Consider the following 13,943-nt stretch of genomic DNA (forward strand, 5'->3'; position numbering starts at 1 on the left):
CATGCGGTGGTCCTTCGCGTTGTTCAAGACTGTAACCGAAGGTGCGGGCGGTTGAGACAGCCGTCCGAACCGCGAGATGGATCACTTTTCGGACGAAACCACGGATGAACCAGGGAGTGCAGAACGTGCTGGAAGAGGTGGAGCGCTGGCTGGCCGACCGCTCCTGGTCCGCAGCCGACCGACCGCTCGACCAGCTGCTGGAGCGGAAACGGGCGGCCGGTACGACGGTCAGCGTGGTGCTGCCCGCGCTCGACGAGGAGGCCACGGTCGGCGCGATCGTGGAGGTGATCCGGCGCGACCTGATCGACGGGCTGCCGGTCCCGCTGGTGGACGAGCTGGTGGTGGTCGACTCGGGCTCCAGTGACCGGACGGCGGAGGTCGCGGCCAAGGCCGGCGCCCGTGTGGTGCACCGGGACGAGATCCTGCCGCGCCTGCCGGCGCTGCCCGGCAAGGGCGAGGTGCTGTGGCGGTCGCTGCTGGCGACCAGCGGGGAGGTCGTCTGCTTCGTCGACGCCGACCTGCGCGACTTCTCGTCCTCCTTCGTGTCCGGGATCGTCGGCCCGCTGCTGACCGACCCGGGGGTGGAGTTCGTCAAGGCGATGTACGACCGCCCGCTCGGCCCCGAATTCGACGGGCTCGCCTCCGGCAAGGCTCCGGGGCAGGGCGGGCGGGTCACGGAGCTGGTGGCGCGCCCGCTGCTGAACCTGCACTGGCCGCAGCTGGCCGGCTTCGTGCAGCCGCTGGGCGGCGAGTACGCCGTTCGGCGGTCCCTCCTGGAGAGGCTCCCGTTCCCCGTCGGGTACGGGGTGGAGCTCGGCCTGCTGGTGGACGCGCTGCACACGGTGGGGCTGGACGCGCTGGCGCAGGTGGACGTGGGCGTCCGGCTGCACCGCCACCAGGACGGGCAGGCGCTGGGCCGGATGGCCGCCGCGATCTACCGGACGGCGCTGGTCCGGCAGTCGCGCGGGCACCTCGTACGCCCGGAGCTGACGCAGTTCGAGCGGGGTCCGGAGGGCTTCGTACCGCGCACGTACCCGGTGGACACGGAGGAGCGGCCGCCGATGGCGGACATCGAGGAGTACGCGGTGCGCCGGGTGGCATGACCGGGAACGCACGTTTGAGCCGGGGCGGGCCGGGCTAGGTTCGCGGCATGGCCTACTCGGTACTCGTCGCCGCCAACCGCGGCCCCCTCTCGTACGCCCTCGCCGCCGACGGCACCCTCACCGCCCGGCGCGGCGGGGGCGGTCTGGTCTCCGGCCTCTCCGCGGCGCTGGCGCGGCAGCCGGACGCGCTGTGGGTCTGCGCGGCGCTCTCCGAGGCGGACCGGGAGGCGGTCCGCCAAGGCGTCTCCGAACCAGGCGTCCGGATGCTGGACATCGACGAGACGGTGTACGACGACGCGTACAACGGCATCGCGAACTCGGTGCTGTGGTTCACCCACCACCACCTCTACGACGTCCCGACGGCGCCCGTCTTCGACGCGGAGTTCCGGCGGCACTGGGACTCGTACGTCGTCTACAACCGGGCGTTCGCGCGGGCGCTGGCGCAGGAGGCGGCCGAGGGCGCGGCGGTGCTGGTGCAGGACTACCACCTGGCCCTGGTCCCCGGCGAGCTGCGGGAACTGCGGCCGGACCTGCGGATCAGCCACTTCACGCACACCCCGTGGGCCTCGCGGGACTTCCTGGACATGCTGCCGGACGACGTCCGGGCGCAGCTGATGTGGGGGATGCTCGGGGCGGACGTGGTGGGGTTCCACACCTCGGCGTGGGCGCACGCGTTCATGGAGGGCGCGCGCCTGGACGACGAGCGGGGCACCGCCGCCCCGTGCTTCCCGGCGGGGACGGGCGGGGAGCGGTACGTCGAGAAGGGCCCGGCGGGCCCGGGGCGGGGGCACCGGCGGACGGACGTGGCGGTGTACGCGCTCGGCGTGGACGGCGACGAGCTGCGGGCGCTGGCGCACCGGCTGGAGGTGAACGACAAGCTGGCGGCGCTGCGGGCGGAGGTGGGGGACCGGCGGACGATCGTGCGGGTGGACCGCACCGAACTGTCGAAGAACATCGTGCGGGGCCTGCTGGCGTACCGGGAGCTGCTGACGACGCGTCCCGAGTGGCGGGGGCGGGTCGTGCACCTGGCCTCGGCCTATCCGTCCCGGCAGGACCTGGAGGTGTACCGGGCGTACACGCAGTCGGTGCGGGAGCTGGCCGCGCGGATCAACGAGGAGTTCGGCTCGCAGGACTGGCAGCCGGTGCTGCTCTCGGTCCAGGACGACTTCGCACGCTCGCTGGCGGCGTACCGGCTGGCGGACGTGGCGCTGGTGAACCCGGTGCGGGACGGGATGAACCTGGTGGCGAAGGAGATCCCGGTGGTGTCGGACGGGGGCTGCGCGCTGGTGCTGTCCACGGGGGCCGGGGCGTACGGGGAGCTGCGGGAGGACGCGCTGACGGTGAACCCGTTCGACGTGTCGGACACGGCGCGGGCGTTGCACGAGGCGCTGGGCATGCCGGCGGCGGAGCGCGCGGAACGCACCAAACGGCTGGCCGCCGCCGCGACGGCGCTGCCGCCCTCGGCCTGGTTCGAGGCCCAACTCTCCGCCCTGCGCGGCCCGTAGCCCCACCGCGGCCGCCCCGCCCGTCCACCGTTCCCCGGGCTCTGCCCGGACCCGGTCCTCAATCGCCGGACGGGCTGGAAGATCCGGCGTTTGAGGCGCGGGGGTCCGGGGGCAGGGCCCCCCGCAGCGGCACCGATCCGATCGGGGTCAGGCGCGGACGGCGGTGGCCAGGGTGGCGAGGAAGGAGCTGACCGCGGCGGGGCCCGGGAGGACCACGTCGGCCCGGGTGGCCAGTTCCGGGACTTCCGCCGAGCCGCTGCACACCAGGAGTCCCGGGAGGCCGTCGGTGCGGAGCTTCTCGACCGCCGCGTAGGCGGCCAGGTCCCCGAGGTCGTCGCCGGCGTACAGCACCGCCTCCGCGCCCGTCTCCGCCAGGTACTCGGTGAGGGCGACGCCCTTGTCCATGCCCGGCGGCCGCAGCTCCAGCACGGCGCGCCCCGGCTCGACCATCAGGCCGTGCCGCGCCGCCAGCTCCGCCAGCGGCTCCCGCAGCGCGGCGAACGCCGCGTCGGGGTCGGCGGCGCGCCGTGTGTGGACCGCCAGCGCCCGCCCCTTCTCCTCGATCCAGGTCCCGCGCCACGCGCCGATGGTGTCCAGGAACCCCGGCAGCTCCGCCCGTACGGCGGCGACGCCCGGATGCTCGGCCGGCGCGTGCACGATGCCGGTGACGGCGTCCCAGCGCTCGGCCCCGTAGTGGCCGAGGACGACCAGGTGTTCCAGCCCCGGCACGCCCGCGAACCCCCCGTACCGCACCGCGACCCCGGCAGGCCGGCCGGTGATCACCGCCACGGACGCCACCTCGGGCGCCAGCGCGGCCAGCGCCGGCACGGCGTCGGGGTGGGCCCGCGCCTGGTCCGGGTCGGGCACGATCTCGGCGAGGGTGCCGTCGAAGTCGAGGGCGATCACGGACCGGCGGGGCACCCGGAGCAGGGCTTCGAGTCCCTCGCGTCCGGCGGCGGTGACGGGCATCGGCAGGCTGTGCGGATGGCTCCCCATACGGACGACCCTAACGGCCCAGCCGGACGACGGCTACGGCGCGCACAAGACGCACCGCGCAGCGCGAGCCCCGGACCCCCGGCTACCGCCGGGCCCGCTGCGCCTCGCGGATCCGGCGCAGTCGGTTGACCGTGCCCGGGGCGTGGGCCAGCGCCCGGGGGTCGTCCATCAGCGCGTTGAGCAGCTGGTAGTAGCGGACCGGGGGCATGCCGAGCCCTTCCCGTATGGCCCGCTCCTTGGCCCCGGGCCCCGGCCAGGTGCGTCCCTCGTACGCGAGCACCGCGGCCTCGGTGGCCGTCAGCTGCCCCTCGTCCGTCATACCGCCAGATTAACGCCGACCACCGACACCCGAGGCGGACGCCCCAGCGGCCCCGGTCCCGGGCCCGGCCGGCCTCAGAGGTTGCCGTCCGCCGTCCGCGCCGAGGTCGCGATGTCCTCCAGGACCTTCTCCGGGTGCCCGCCCGGCTGCACGGCCTTGCCGATGTTGGTCTTGACGTCCTCGCTCACGCCCGCCCAGGACTTCTTGCCGACCGGGTAGAGCCGCGCGTTCGGCAGCGCCGTCAGGAACGTCCTCAGCTGGGCCGCCGAGCCGCCCGTGCTGCCCTCCATGGCCCGGTAGCCGCTGGTGGTGACCGGCAGCAGGTCGTACTTGTTCGTGAAGGTGGTCACGTTCTTCGACTCGTAGAGGTAGTCGAGGAACTTCCCGGACTCCTTGCGGTGCCCGTTCTTGAACGCCATGACCCAGTCGGCGACGCCCATCGTGGGGTGGTCGGTGCCGTCGGCGGTCGGCATTTCCACCATGCCGAACTTGACGCCCTTGGCGGCCGCCTGCTTGATCAGCGTGGGGTGCCCGTTGAGCATGCCGACCTCGCCCCGCGTGAACGCGTCGAAGGCGTCCTGCCGGTTCAGCTTGCCCGGCTCGGCCGGCCCGGTCAGCCCCTGCCCGACCAGCTTGTCGCGCAGGAACTCCAGCGCCTTGACGTTCTCGGCGGAGTCGATGGCGTACGACTCCTCGTTGTCGGTGTAGCCGCCACCGCCGGCCAGCATCCACATCATCGTCTCGGCCTGCGCCTCCTCGCGGCCCAGCGGCAGCGCGAAGGGGGTCTGGACGCCGGCGCCCTTGAGCTTCTTGGCGGCCGCCTCCAGGTCGCTCCAGCTCTTGGGCTGCCAGCCGCCCTTGGCGTCCTTGCCGAGCACGCCCGCGTCCGTCAGCAGCTTCTCGTTGTAGAAGAGCAGCCGGGTGCTGGCCACGAACGGCATGCCGTACTGGGTCCGCTTGACCTTGCCGGCGTCGGCGAGCGGCGCGAGGAAGTCGGCCTCGGTCTGCACGGAGAGCAGTTCCTCGGCCGTGTACAGCTTGCCGGCCTCCGCGTAGTCGGCGTAGGCGCCGATCTGCGCGATGTCGGGGGCCTTGCCGGCCTTGACCATGGCGGCGACCTTGGCGTCGACCTCGGACCAGGAGTAGACGCTGACCTCGACCTTGACGCCGGGGTGCGCCTTCTGGAAGCCGGCGGCGAGGTCCTGCCAGTACCCCGAAGAGGAGTTCTGCGGACTGTCCCCGTAATCGGCCGCCACGACCCGCAGGGTCACCTCGTTGTCCCCGGAGAGGCCCGGCAGGCTTCCGCAGCCGGTCAGCATCACGGCGGTCAGGCTCAGCGCGGCGCCGGTGGCGGCCGGCCTCTGGTAACGGCCCTTCACAGTTCTCGATCCACCCCTTGTTGTACGTACGATCAACGTAAGGTCTACACCACTTTGGCGACTCGGCCACATCGGGGCCCGATTTTGTATGGCAGCTCAACAATCACTCCCCAATGGACTAGACCTTTCCCCGCCGAGCACGCGAGACTGTCCTCTGTGAAACCCGTGAAACACGTCATCGCGCACGTCATCGCCCTCGATGTGGGCGGCACCGGGATGAAGGCCGCCCTCATCGCCGAGGACGGCACCCTGCTGCACCAGGCCCGCCGCGCCACGGGCCGCGAGCGGGGCGCCGAAGCCGTCGTCGAGACGATCCTGGACTTCGCCGCCGACCTCCTGGACCTGGGCCGCGCGCGCTTCGGCACGGCCGCCTCGGCCGCCGGCGTCGCCGTCCCCGGCATCGTCGACGCCGAGCACGGGATCGCCGTCTACGCGGCGAACCTCGGCTGGCGCGACGTCCCCCTGCGCGAGCTGCTCAGCGCCCGCCTCGGCGGCGTCCCCGTCTCCCTCGGCCACGACGTCCGCACGGGCGGGCTCGCCGAGGGCCGCATCGGCGCCGGCCGCGGCGCCGACCGGTTCCTGTTCGTCCCCCTGGGCACCGGCATCGCCGGCGCCATCGGCATCGCCGGCCGCATCGAGGCCGGCGCGCACGGCTACGCGGGCGAGATCGGGCACATCGTGGTACGCCCCGGCGGCCCCGCCTGCGGCTGCGGCCAGTACGGCTGCCTGGAGACCCTGGCCTCCGCCGCCGCCGTCAGCCGCGCCTGGGCCGACGCCTGCGGCAACCCCGAGGCCGACGCCGCGGACTGCGCCAAGGCCGTCGAGTCCGGCGACGACGGCGCCCGCGCCGTGTGGCACGCCGCGATCGGCGCGCTCGCCGACGGCCTGGTCACCGCCATCACCCTGCTGGACCCGCGCACGCTGATCATCGGTGGCGGGCTCGCCGAGGCCGGGGAAACCTTGTTCACACCGCTTCGGGCCGCCGTCGGGGAACGCGTCACGTTCCAGCGGCTGCCCGAGATCGTTCCGGCGGCCCTCGGGGACACCGCCGGATGCCTGGGCGCAGGGCTGCTCGCCTGGGACCTACTCGCCACGGAGGTACCTGCCTGATGTCCGGAAGCGCACACAGCACCGTTCTCTCCGGCGCCAGGGTGGTGCTGCCCACCGGAACCGTGGCGAACGGCCGGGTCATCGTCCAGGGCGACCGCATCGCCGGCAGCGCCCCCGAGGGCGCCCGCACCCTCGACCTGACGGGGCACTGGCTCGTCCCCGGCTTCGTGGACATGCACAACCACGGCGGCGGCGGCGCCTCCTTCACCTCCGGCAGCGCCGAGGACGTCCTGCGGGGCGTACGGACCCACCGCGAGCACGGCACCACCACGCTCGTCGCCTCCACCGTCACCGACGACCTGGCCGAACTGGCCCGCCGCGCCGCGCTGCTCGCCGAGCTCACCCAGCAGGGCGAGATCGCCGGCATCCACTTCGAGGGCCCCTTCATCAACGCCTGCCGCAAGGGCGCCCACAAGGCGGAGCTGCTGCGCGACCCCGACCCGGCCGAGGTGCGCAAGCTCGTCGACGCCGCGCACGGCACCGCCCGGATGTTCACCCTCGCCACCGAACTCCCCGGCGGCCTGGACTCCGTACGGCTGCTGGCCGAACACGGGGTCATCGCGGCGATCGGGCACACGGACTCCACCTACGACCAGACGCGCCAGGCCATCGACGCGGGCGCGACCGTCGCCACCCACCTGTACAACGCGATGCCGGGCCTGGAACACCGCGCGCCCGGCCCGATCGCCGCGCTGCTGGAGGACGAGCGGGTCACCGTCGAGCTGATCAACGACGGCACGCACCTGCACCCGGCCATGCTGGAGCTGGCCTTCCACCACGCGGGCGCGCACCGGGTGGCGCTGATCACCGACGCGATGGACGCGGCCGGCTTCGGCGACGGCACCTACCACCTCGGCCCGCTGGAGGTCGAGGTCAAGGACGGCGTCGCCCGCCTCGTCGAGGGCGGCTCGATCGCGGGCTCCACCCTCACCCTGGACACCGCGTTCAAGCGGTCGGTCACCGTCGACAAACTGCCCGTCGAATCGGTGGTCCAGGCGATCTCCGCCAACCCGGCCCGGCTGCTCGGCCTCTACGACCAGGTCGGCTCCCTGGAGCCCGGCAAGTACGCGGACCTCGTCGTCCTCGACGCCTCGTTCGACCTCAAGGGCGTCATGCGGCGCGGCGAATGGATCGTCAGCCCGCTGCTCTGAGCGGGTCCCAGAAGGCGGCGGCCGGCCGGCGGGACTGGGCGGACCGCCGTCTGTTTGGCATGATCCCGGCATCCCGGCAACCACCGAGACCGAGGCCTGCCATGCTCCTGACCGTGACGCTCAACACCGCACTCGACGTCACCTACCGCGTACCGCGGCTGCGTCCGCACACCTCGCACCGGGTCACCGAGGCGGCCGAACGCCCCGGCGGCAAGGGGCTGAACGTGGCCCGCGTGCTGGCCGCGCTCGGCCACGAGGTCACCGCGACGGGCTTCGCGGGCGGCCCGGTGGGCTCAGTCGTACGGGAGTTGCTCGCCGGCTCGCCCGGCGTGGTCGACGCCCTGGTGCCCTGCGCGGGCAGCACCCGGCGCACGGTGGCCGTCGCCGACGCGGCCTCGGGCGACACCACCCAGTTCAACGAGCCCGGCCCGCTGATCAGTTCCGCGGAATGGGCGCGGTTCCTGGAGCGCTACGAGAACCTGCTCGCCGGTGCCCGGGCCGTCGCCCTGTGCGGCAGCCTCCCGCCCGGTGTCCCCGTCGGCGCGTACGCCACGCTCGTACGGGCGGCCCGCGCGGCCGGCGTCCCCGTACTGCTCGACACCAGCGGCGAGGCGCTGCGCCGCGGGATCGCCGCCCGCCCCGAGATGATCAAGCCGAACGCGGCCGAGCTGGCGGAGCTGACCGGGGCCCGCGACCCGCTGCCCGCGATCCGAGACGCCCGCCGCCGGGGCGCCCACGCGGTGATCGCCTCCCTCGGCCCGGACGGGCTGCTCGCCGCCACCCCGCAGGGCACCTGGCAGGCGGCCCCGCCGCGCCCGCTGTCCGGCAACCCCACCGGAGCCGGCGACTCCGCCGTCGCCGGGCTGCTCTCCGCGCTCGCGGAGGGCCTGGACTGGCCGGAGCGCCTGGCCCGCGCGGTCGCCCTCTCGGCGGCCACGGTGCACGCCCCGGGCGCGGGCGAGTTCGACGCCCGCACCTACGAGGAGCTCACCCGGAGCGTGACGGTCACCGCCGTCGGCTCCTGAGCCGTCGGCGCCTGAGCCGTCAGCGGATGAGCCGTCAGCGGATGAGCCGTCAGCGCCTGTGCCCCGCGCCCAGGTCCAGCTGGTCGAAGATCACGTCGCACTGGTCGCCGGCCTCACACGAGATCTTCATCGTGTTGGACCCCTTCTTGAGGTTGATCCACGCGAACGTGCGCGTCCAGCCCTTGTCCCAGGCCCCCGCCTCCGCCTTGGAGAAGTTGGCCAGGTTCAGGGACTGCGTCGGGTTCTGCCCGTTGACCGTGAGGGTGGCCTTCGCGTCCTTGCCGGGCACCGCGTAGTTCACGAACAGCGTGTACTTCCCGTCGGCCGGGATGTCCGCGGTCCAGGTCAGGGCCGCGCCCTGCTGGTTGAAGTTGCCGACGTACTGGCCGCCCGCGCTCTTCGCGCCCTGCACCGCGTTCTGCAGCACCGCGTTGCCGGTCAGCGTCATGCCCGAGCCCGACGCGTCGGCCTTGGGGAGCGGGGCCTGCGAAGCGGCCGGCGAGCTGCTCGGCTTCGTGTCGTCGGACTTCTTCGGCGAGGCCGACTGCTGCTGGCCGTTCGCCTGGTCCTTGCCGCCCTTGGCCTTGTCGCCGTCCTTGTCGCCGAACGCCACGGCCGCGCCGATGCCGATCGCGACGGCGGCGACCACCGCGACCGCCGCGATGAGCATGCCGCGGCGGCTGGAGCCGCCACCGCCGCGCCCGCCGCGCGGCGCGGGCGCCTGGGGCGGGGGAGCCTGCTGCTGCGGCGGAACGCCGTAGCCGCCCGCCTGAAGGGCCTCGGGGGCCTGGTACTGGGCCTGGTAGCCGGGCTGCTGCGGCTGCGGGCCCTGCTGGTGGGGGACGGGGCCGCGCTGGCCGCCGTACGTCCGCTCACCAACCGTGCGCACCTGGTTGTACGAGGTACGGGGGACACCGGGCTGCGCACCGGGCTGCCCGCCGACCGTCTGGCCGGGGTAGCCGTATCCGCCTGACGTGGGCGGGGTGGCACCGGCGGCCTGGCCGTCCGCGTAGAGGTAGCCGAACGGGTCGTCGTCCTCGGGCTTGTTCGCCCCACCGTGCGGGCCGTTGTTCGCGGGCGTCGTCATCGCAGGTCACTCCTTTCGACCCCCGGGAGCCTACCCCGAACAGGTGCGCCCACGGGCGATCGATCGCCTCAGCCCGCCCTGCGGTGGGCCTTGGAACGCGACCTCTTCTCGATGTACATCCGCTGGTCGGCGGAGCGCAGCACCTCGTCCGCGGACATCCCGCAGCTCGCCCAGCCGATGCCGAAACTGGCTCCCACCCGCACCGCGCGGCCGTCCACCCGGATCGGCGGGATGATCGCGTTGCGCAGCCGGACCGCGAGATCGGCCGCGTCCGCCGCGCCCAGCCCGTCCGCGAGGACGACGAATTCGTCACCACCCAGCCGAGCGACGGTGTCACCGTCCCTGACGCCCGTCGTGAGCCGCCGGGCGACCTCGATCAGGACCGCGTCACCCGTGTGGTGCCCGAACCTGTCGTTGATCGACTTGAACCCGTCGAGGTCGCAGAAGAGCACCGCGAGCCCCTTCGTCCCGTCGTCGACGTCCGTCGCCGGCGCCACCGCGTGCACGTGGTGGTCGTACGGGCCCGCCTCGCCGGGAGCGCCCGCCGGCGGGCCGGACCCGGCGGGGCCCCCGGGGAAGTCGAAAGGGTCGTGCCCCGCGAAGGGGTGCGGGCCGTCGGGCTGAAAGCCGTGCTCGCCGGCACCACCCGCCTCGTGCCCGCCGCGCCCCTCGTAGGCGGCGTCGAGCGCCTCGATCGCCGTCGCCCGCGCGGACTGCGGCCGCCTGCACAGCCGCGCGCCGAGCCGGGAGCGCAGCTCGGCGCTGTTGGGCAGGCCGGTCAGCGAGTCGTGGCTGGCCCGGTGCGCGAGCTGCAGCTCGTGCCGCTTGCGCTCCTCGATGTCCTCGACGTGCGTGAGCAGGAAGCGCGGCCCGTCGGCGGCGTCCGCGACCACGGAGTTGCGCAGCGAGACCCACACGTAGCTGCCGTCGCGCCGCCCGAGCCGCAGCTCGGCGCGGCCGCCCTCGGCGGAGGTCCGCAGCAGCGTGCCGATGTCCTCGGGGTGGACCAGGTCGGAGAAGGAGTACCGGCGCAGCACCGACGCGGGCCGCCCCAGCAGCCGGCACAGCGCGTCGTTGGTCCGCAGCAGCCGCCCGTGCTGGTCGCCGCCCATCTCGGCGATCGCCATCCCGCTCGGCGCGTATTCGAACGCCTGCCGGAAGGACTCCTCGCTCGCGCGCAGCGCCTGCTGCTCTCGCTCCAGCCGCACCAGGGCCCGCTGCATGTTCGCGCGCAGCCTCGCGTTGCTGATCGCAATCGCCGCCTGGAAGGCGTACATCTGGAGCGCCTCGCGCCCCCAGGCGCCGGGGCGGCGTCCGTTGCGGGGTCTGTCCACCGAAATGACACCCAGAAGTTCCCCGCCGGTCGCGTACATGGGCGCGTAGAGCCGGTCCTCGGGGTGCCATTCGTCCTCGAACCGCGGATCGGGGCCGTCGGTGTGCCACTGCGGTACGTCGTCCTCCAGCAGCACCCAGCCCTCGCTGTGCGGGATGAAGCGGAGCCCGTCCCAGTTCTCACCCATCGTCAGACGGCGGTCCCAGGAGGCGCGGGAGCCGACCCGGCCGGTGATCAGGGCCTCGGCCGCGGGGTCGCCGGCGAAGGCGGCGACGACGAGATCACCGTCGGGGCGTACGAGGTTGACACAGGCGAGTTCGTAGCCGAGCCCCACGACGATGCCGTCCACGACGGTCTGCAGAGTGTCCGCCAGGCTCCTGGCCGTGTTGAGCTCGGCCACCACCCGGTGCAGCTGCCGCAGGGTCGCAAGACGGACGTACGGCTCCGACTCGGTCTCCATTGCTCGCTCTCCCCGAGACCTCGACAGCAACTCCAGGATTGTCATCGGCGTTTCGTTGCGGTGTCCCGCCCACTGAATCACAGTGAGCTGTGCGGCAGGTACACAGGGTCAACAAATCTTGCTGTCTGTGACTTAAGTCACATGAGATGGATAATGGCGCGCACCAGGGAAGTCCTCACTGGGAGCGCTCCCCCTCGTTCTCGGGAGCAAACGCTACGCCCGGGCCTAGGCCGAGGGGCGGGGACACGGCTCGTACCAGGGCCCGATGTGCGGCGCGAGGGGGCGAGACTAGCGTTCCGAGGGTGCCGAACACGACCCTTGTACCCAACCCCGTACCGACCCCCCATCCTGAGGGGGTGAGCAACGACGAGTTCCGGGCGGCGATGTCCCGGCTGGCCGCGGGTGTCTGCCTGATCACCGCGCACGAGCCCGCGCTGACGGCCGACGGCCCGTCCGGCGAGGACGTGGGCATGACGGCGACCGCGTTCCTGTCGGTGTCCCTGGACCCGCCGCTGGTCCTGGCCAGCATCCGCGAGGGCTCGCGGATGGACGACCTGCTGGAGGAACAGCCGCTGTGGGCGGTCTCCGTCCTGGCGGACAGCCAGCTCCAGGTCGCGGGCCGGTTCGCCATGAAGGGCCGGATCAGCGACCGCCTGCTCTTCCAGGACCTCCCCCACACCCGCGGCGAGGTCTCGGGCGCCCTGCTCCTGACGGGCGCCCTCGCCACCCTGGAATGCCGCACGGAATCCCGCGTCCCGGCGGGCGACCACACCCTGGTCGTCGCCCGCGTCCTGACGTCGACCCTCCCGAACCCGGACGCACCCCCGCTGACGTACTTCCGAGGCCGCTACCGGCACTTGGCGTAGCCCTGCCCGGCCCCGTCGGCGTGTGGGGCGCGGGGGTACCTCCGGACGGAGTCCCGGGGAGGGCCCGGGGCGGAGCCCCGGCAACGGCGCCGCAGGAGGAGCCGGCTACCAGTCCCGCCCCGTACGGCCCCGCTTCGTCTCGCCCCGGGCCTTCTTCTCCCGGAGCCGGCGCTCATTGATCCCGCGGGGGATCTTCGTCGCGCGACGCGGCCTCGGCGGCGGCGCCGTGGCCTCGGCCAGCACGGCCGCCAGCCGGACCAGCGCCATCTCCCGGTTGCGGAACTGCGACCGGTGCTCGGACGCCCGGACCGTCAGCACCCCGTCCACCAGGCGGGACGCCAATCGCTCCAGCGCCCGTTCCTTCCACACCTCCGGCAGCGCCTTCGTGGCACCGACGTCGAACAGGAGCTCCACCCGCGAGTCCGAGGTGTTCACGTGCTGCCCACCCGGCCCGGAGGATCGCGAGAACCGCCAGGCGAGCTCCCCCTCGGGGAGCACGACCGAACCGCGGATGACATAGGGACCAGGCATGCCCCCTATGATCGGCCCCCGCCCCGCTCCCCGTCACGCGCATTTACGGACCGCGAGGAACCTCGCGCCCCCCTCCCCGCGTTATAGGGACAGCGGTAACTTGGCCACATCTCGCGGTCATGCGACTCAGAAGGGACACCAGTCAAAATGGCAGTAAGCCTGTCCAAGGGCGGCAACGTCTCGCTTTCCAAGGAGGCCCCCGGCCTCAGCGCCGTCACGGTCGGCCTCGGCTGGGACACCCGCACGACCACCGGCGTCGACTTCGACCTCGACGCGTCCGCCATCGCGGTCAACGCGACCGGCAAGGTCGTCTCCGACGGCCACTTCGTGTTCTTCAACAACAAGACCACCCCGGACGGCACCATCGTCCACACCGGTGACAACCGCACCGGCGAGGGCGCCGGCGACGACGAGGCCATCAACGTCAACCTCGCCGGTCTCCCGGCCGACGTCGACAAGATCGTCTTCCCGGTCTCCATCTACGACGCCGAGTCCCGCAGCCAGAACTTCGGCCAGGTCCGCAACGCGTACATCCGCGTCGTGAACCAGGCCGGCGGCTCCGAGATCGCCCGCTACGACCTCTCCGAGGACGCGGCGACCGAGACCGCCATGGTCTTCGGCGAGCTCTACCGCAACGGTGCGGAGTGGAAGTTCCGCGCCGTCGGCCAGGGCTACGCCTCGGGCCTCACCGGCATCGCCCAGGACTTCGGCGTCAACGTCTGAGTCGGCCGAACCCGCTGAACGGCTCGCGAAGCCCCCTCCCCCGTCCGGGAGGGGGCTTCGCTACCGTTCGGCAGGTGATCCTCCAGCCGCTCGTCCCCGTCGACGGCGCCCTCCCGTGGATCGGCCTCCTCCTCGTCGACGCGGCCGCGCACCGCGAGGGGCACGGCCGCACCGTCGCCGCCGCGGTCGAGGACCGCTTCCGCGCGGCGGGACGAACCGGCGTACGACTGGCCGTACTCGACAACAACCCGCGGGCCCTCGCGTTCTGGCGGGCGCAGGGGTACGGCGTGCTGCGCCACGGCGAGGACCGCGAGCTGAAACGCCCCTGCACGGTCCTGCGCAAGGCGCTGTGAAC

13 protein-coding genes and 1 pseudogene are annotated in these 13,943 nt (G+C 73.1%); 8 read left to right on the forward strand and 6 right to left on the reverse strand.

Translation table 11 applies throughout. The annotated features are described in order from the left end of the window. The first annotated feature begins 125 nt into the window (after window positions 1-125). Complete coding sequence (locus tag OG982_RS12710; protein WP_266791988.1) at window positions 126-1,103, forward strand: glucosyl-3-phosphoglycerate synthase; 978 nt, start codon at window positions 126-128, stop codon at window positions 1,101-1,103. A gap of 47 nt (window positions 1,104-1,150) precedes the next feature. After that, the gene (locus tag OG982_RS12715; RefSeq protein WP_266948551.1) at window positions 1,151-2,608 is read left to right on the forward strand and encodes a trehalose-6-phosphate synthase; all 1,458 of its coding nucleotides are present in this window, start codon (window positions 1,151-1,153) and stop codon (window positions 2,606-2,608) included. Between the two features lie 147 nt (window positions 2,609-2,755). Here the strand turns inward: OG982_RS12715 and otsB are convergent, their stop codons facing one another. From otsB to OG982_RS12730, 3 genes are all read right to left on the reverse strand, one after another. Next, window positions 2,756-3,604, reverse strand: coding sequence for a trehalose-phosphatase (gene otsB, locus OG982_RS12720; protein WP_266787286.1), 849 nt, complete (start codon window positions 3,602-3,604; stop codon window positions 2,756-2,758). Between the two features lie 82 nt (window positions 3,605-3,686). After that, on the reverse strand, window positions 3,687-3,923 hold the full coding sequence (locus OG982_RS12725) for a DUF3263 domain-containing protein (protein ID WP_266787284.1): 237 nt from the start codon (window positions 3,921-3,923) through the stop codon (window positions 3,687-3,689). A gap of 74 nt (window positions 3,924-3,997) precedes the next feature. After that, on the reverse strand, window positions 3,998-5,242 hold the full coding sequence (locus OG982_RS12730) for an extracellular solute-binding protein (protein ID WP_266791986.1): 1,245 nt from the start codon (window positions 5,240-5,242) through the stop codon (window positions 3,998-4,000). A 237-nt stretch (window positions 5,243-5,479) separates the two neighbouring features. Between OG982_RS12730 and OG982_RS12735 the strand changes: the two genes are divergently transcribed. From OG982_RS12735 to OG982_RS12745, 3 genes are all read left to right on the forward strand, one after another. After that, on the forward strand, window positions 5,480-6,412 hold the full coding sequence (locus OG982_RS12735) for an ROK family protein (protein ID WP_266791985.1): 933 nt from the start codon (window positions 5,480-5,482) through the stop codon (window positions 6,410-6,412). Next, complete coding sequence (gene nagA, locus OG982_RS12740) at window positions 6,412-7,563, forward strand: N-acetylglucosamine-6-phosphate deacetylase (protein ID WP_266948553.1); 1,152 nt, start codon at window positions 6,412-6,414, stop codon at window positions 7,561-7,563. Before OG982_RS12735 ends, nagA begins: the two co-directional genes overlap by 1 nt. 101 nt (window positions 7,564-7,664) lie before the next feature. Beyond that, window positions 7,665-8,588 (forward strand): 1-phosphofructokinase family hexose kinase, encoded by a 924-nt coding sequence (locus tag OG982_RS12745; RefSeq protein WP_266787280.1) that lies wholly within the window; start codon window positions 7,665-7,667, stop codon window positions 8,586-8,588. A 49-nt stretch (window positions 8,589-8,637) separates the two neighbouring features. Here OG982_RS12745 and OG982_RS12750 read toward each other — a convergent pair whose 3' ends face one another. Together OG982_RS12750 and cdgB are read right to left on the reverse strand one after the other, a co-directional pair. Further along, entirely contained in the window at window positions 8,638-9,675 is a 1,038-nt protein-coding gene (locus OG982_RS12750) for a CBM35 domain-containing protein (RefSeq protein ID WP_266948554.1), read from the reverse strand. Window positions 9,676-9,743: 68 nt separating this feature from the next. Continuing rightward, window positions 9,744-11,468: a diguanylate cyclase CdgB gene (gene cdgB / locus OG982_RS12755; protein ID WP_266787276.1), complete on the reverse strand. Its 1,725-nt coding sequence runs from the start codon at window positions 11,466-11,468 to the stop codon at window positions 9,744-9,746. A 302-nt stretch (window positions 11,469-11,770) separates the two neighbouring features. Between cdgB and OG982_RS12760 the strand changes: the two genes are divergently transcribed. Beyond that, a complete protein-coding gene (locus OG982_RS12760) occupies window positions 11,771-12,334 on the forward strand; it encodes a flavin reductase family protein (RefSeq protein WP_266787274.1) in 564 nt (187 codons plus the stop codon). Window positions 12,335-12,439: 105 nt separating this feature from the next. Here OG982_RS12760 and arfB read toward each other — a convergent pair whose 3' ends face one another. Further along, a complete protein-coding gene (gene arfB, locus OG982_RS12765; protein ID WP_266787272.1) occupies window positions 12,440-12,865 on the reverse strand; it encodes an alternative ribosome rescue aminoacyl-tRNA hydrolase ArfB in 426 nt (141 codons plus the stop codon). Window positions 12,866-13,012: 147 nt separating this feature from the next. Here arfB and OG982_RS12770 point away from each other — a divergent pair, with 147 nt between their 5' ends. Beyond that, window positions 13,013-13,588: a TerD family protein gene (locus OG982_RS12770; protein ID WP_266787270.1), complete on the forward strand. Its 576-nt coding sequence runs from the start codon at window positions 13,013-13,015 to the stop codon at window positions 13,586-13,588. Between the two features lie 113 nt (window positions 13,589-13,701). Then, window positions 13,702-13,941 (forward strand): annotated as a pseudogene (locus OG982_RS12775) (GNAT family N-acetyltransferase); the annotation flags it as partial. Window positions 13,942-13,943: the final 2 nt, after the last annotated feature.

The organism is Streptomyces sp. NBC_01551, assembly GCF_026339935.1.
In the GTDB taxonomy this organism is placed as follows: Bacteria; Actinomycetota; Actinomycetes; order Streptomycetales; family Streptomycetaceae; genus Streptomyces.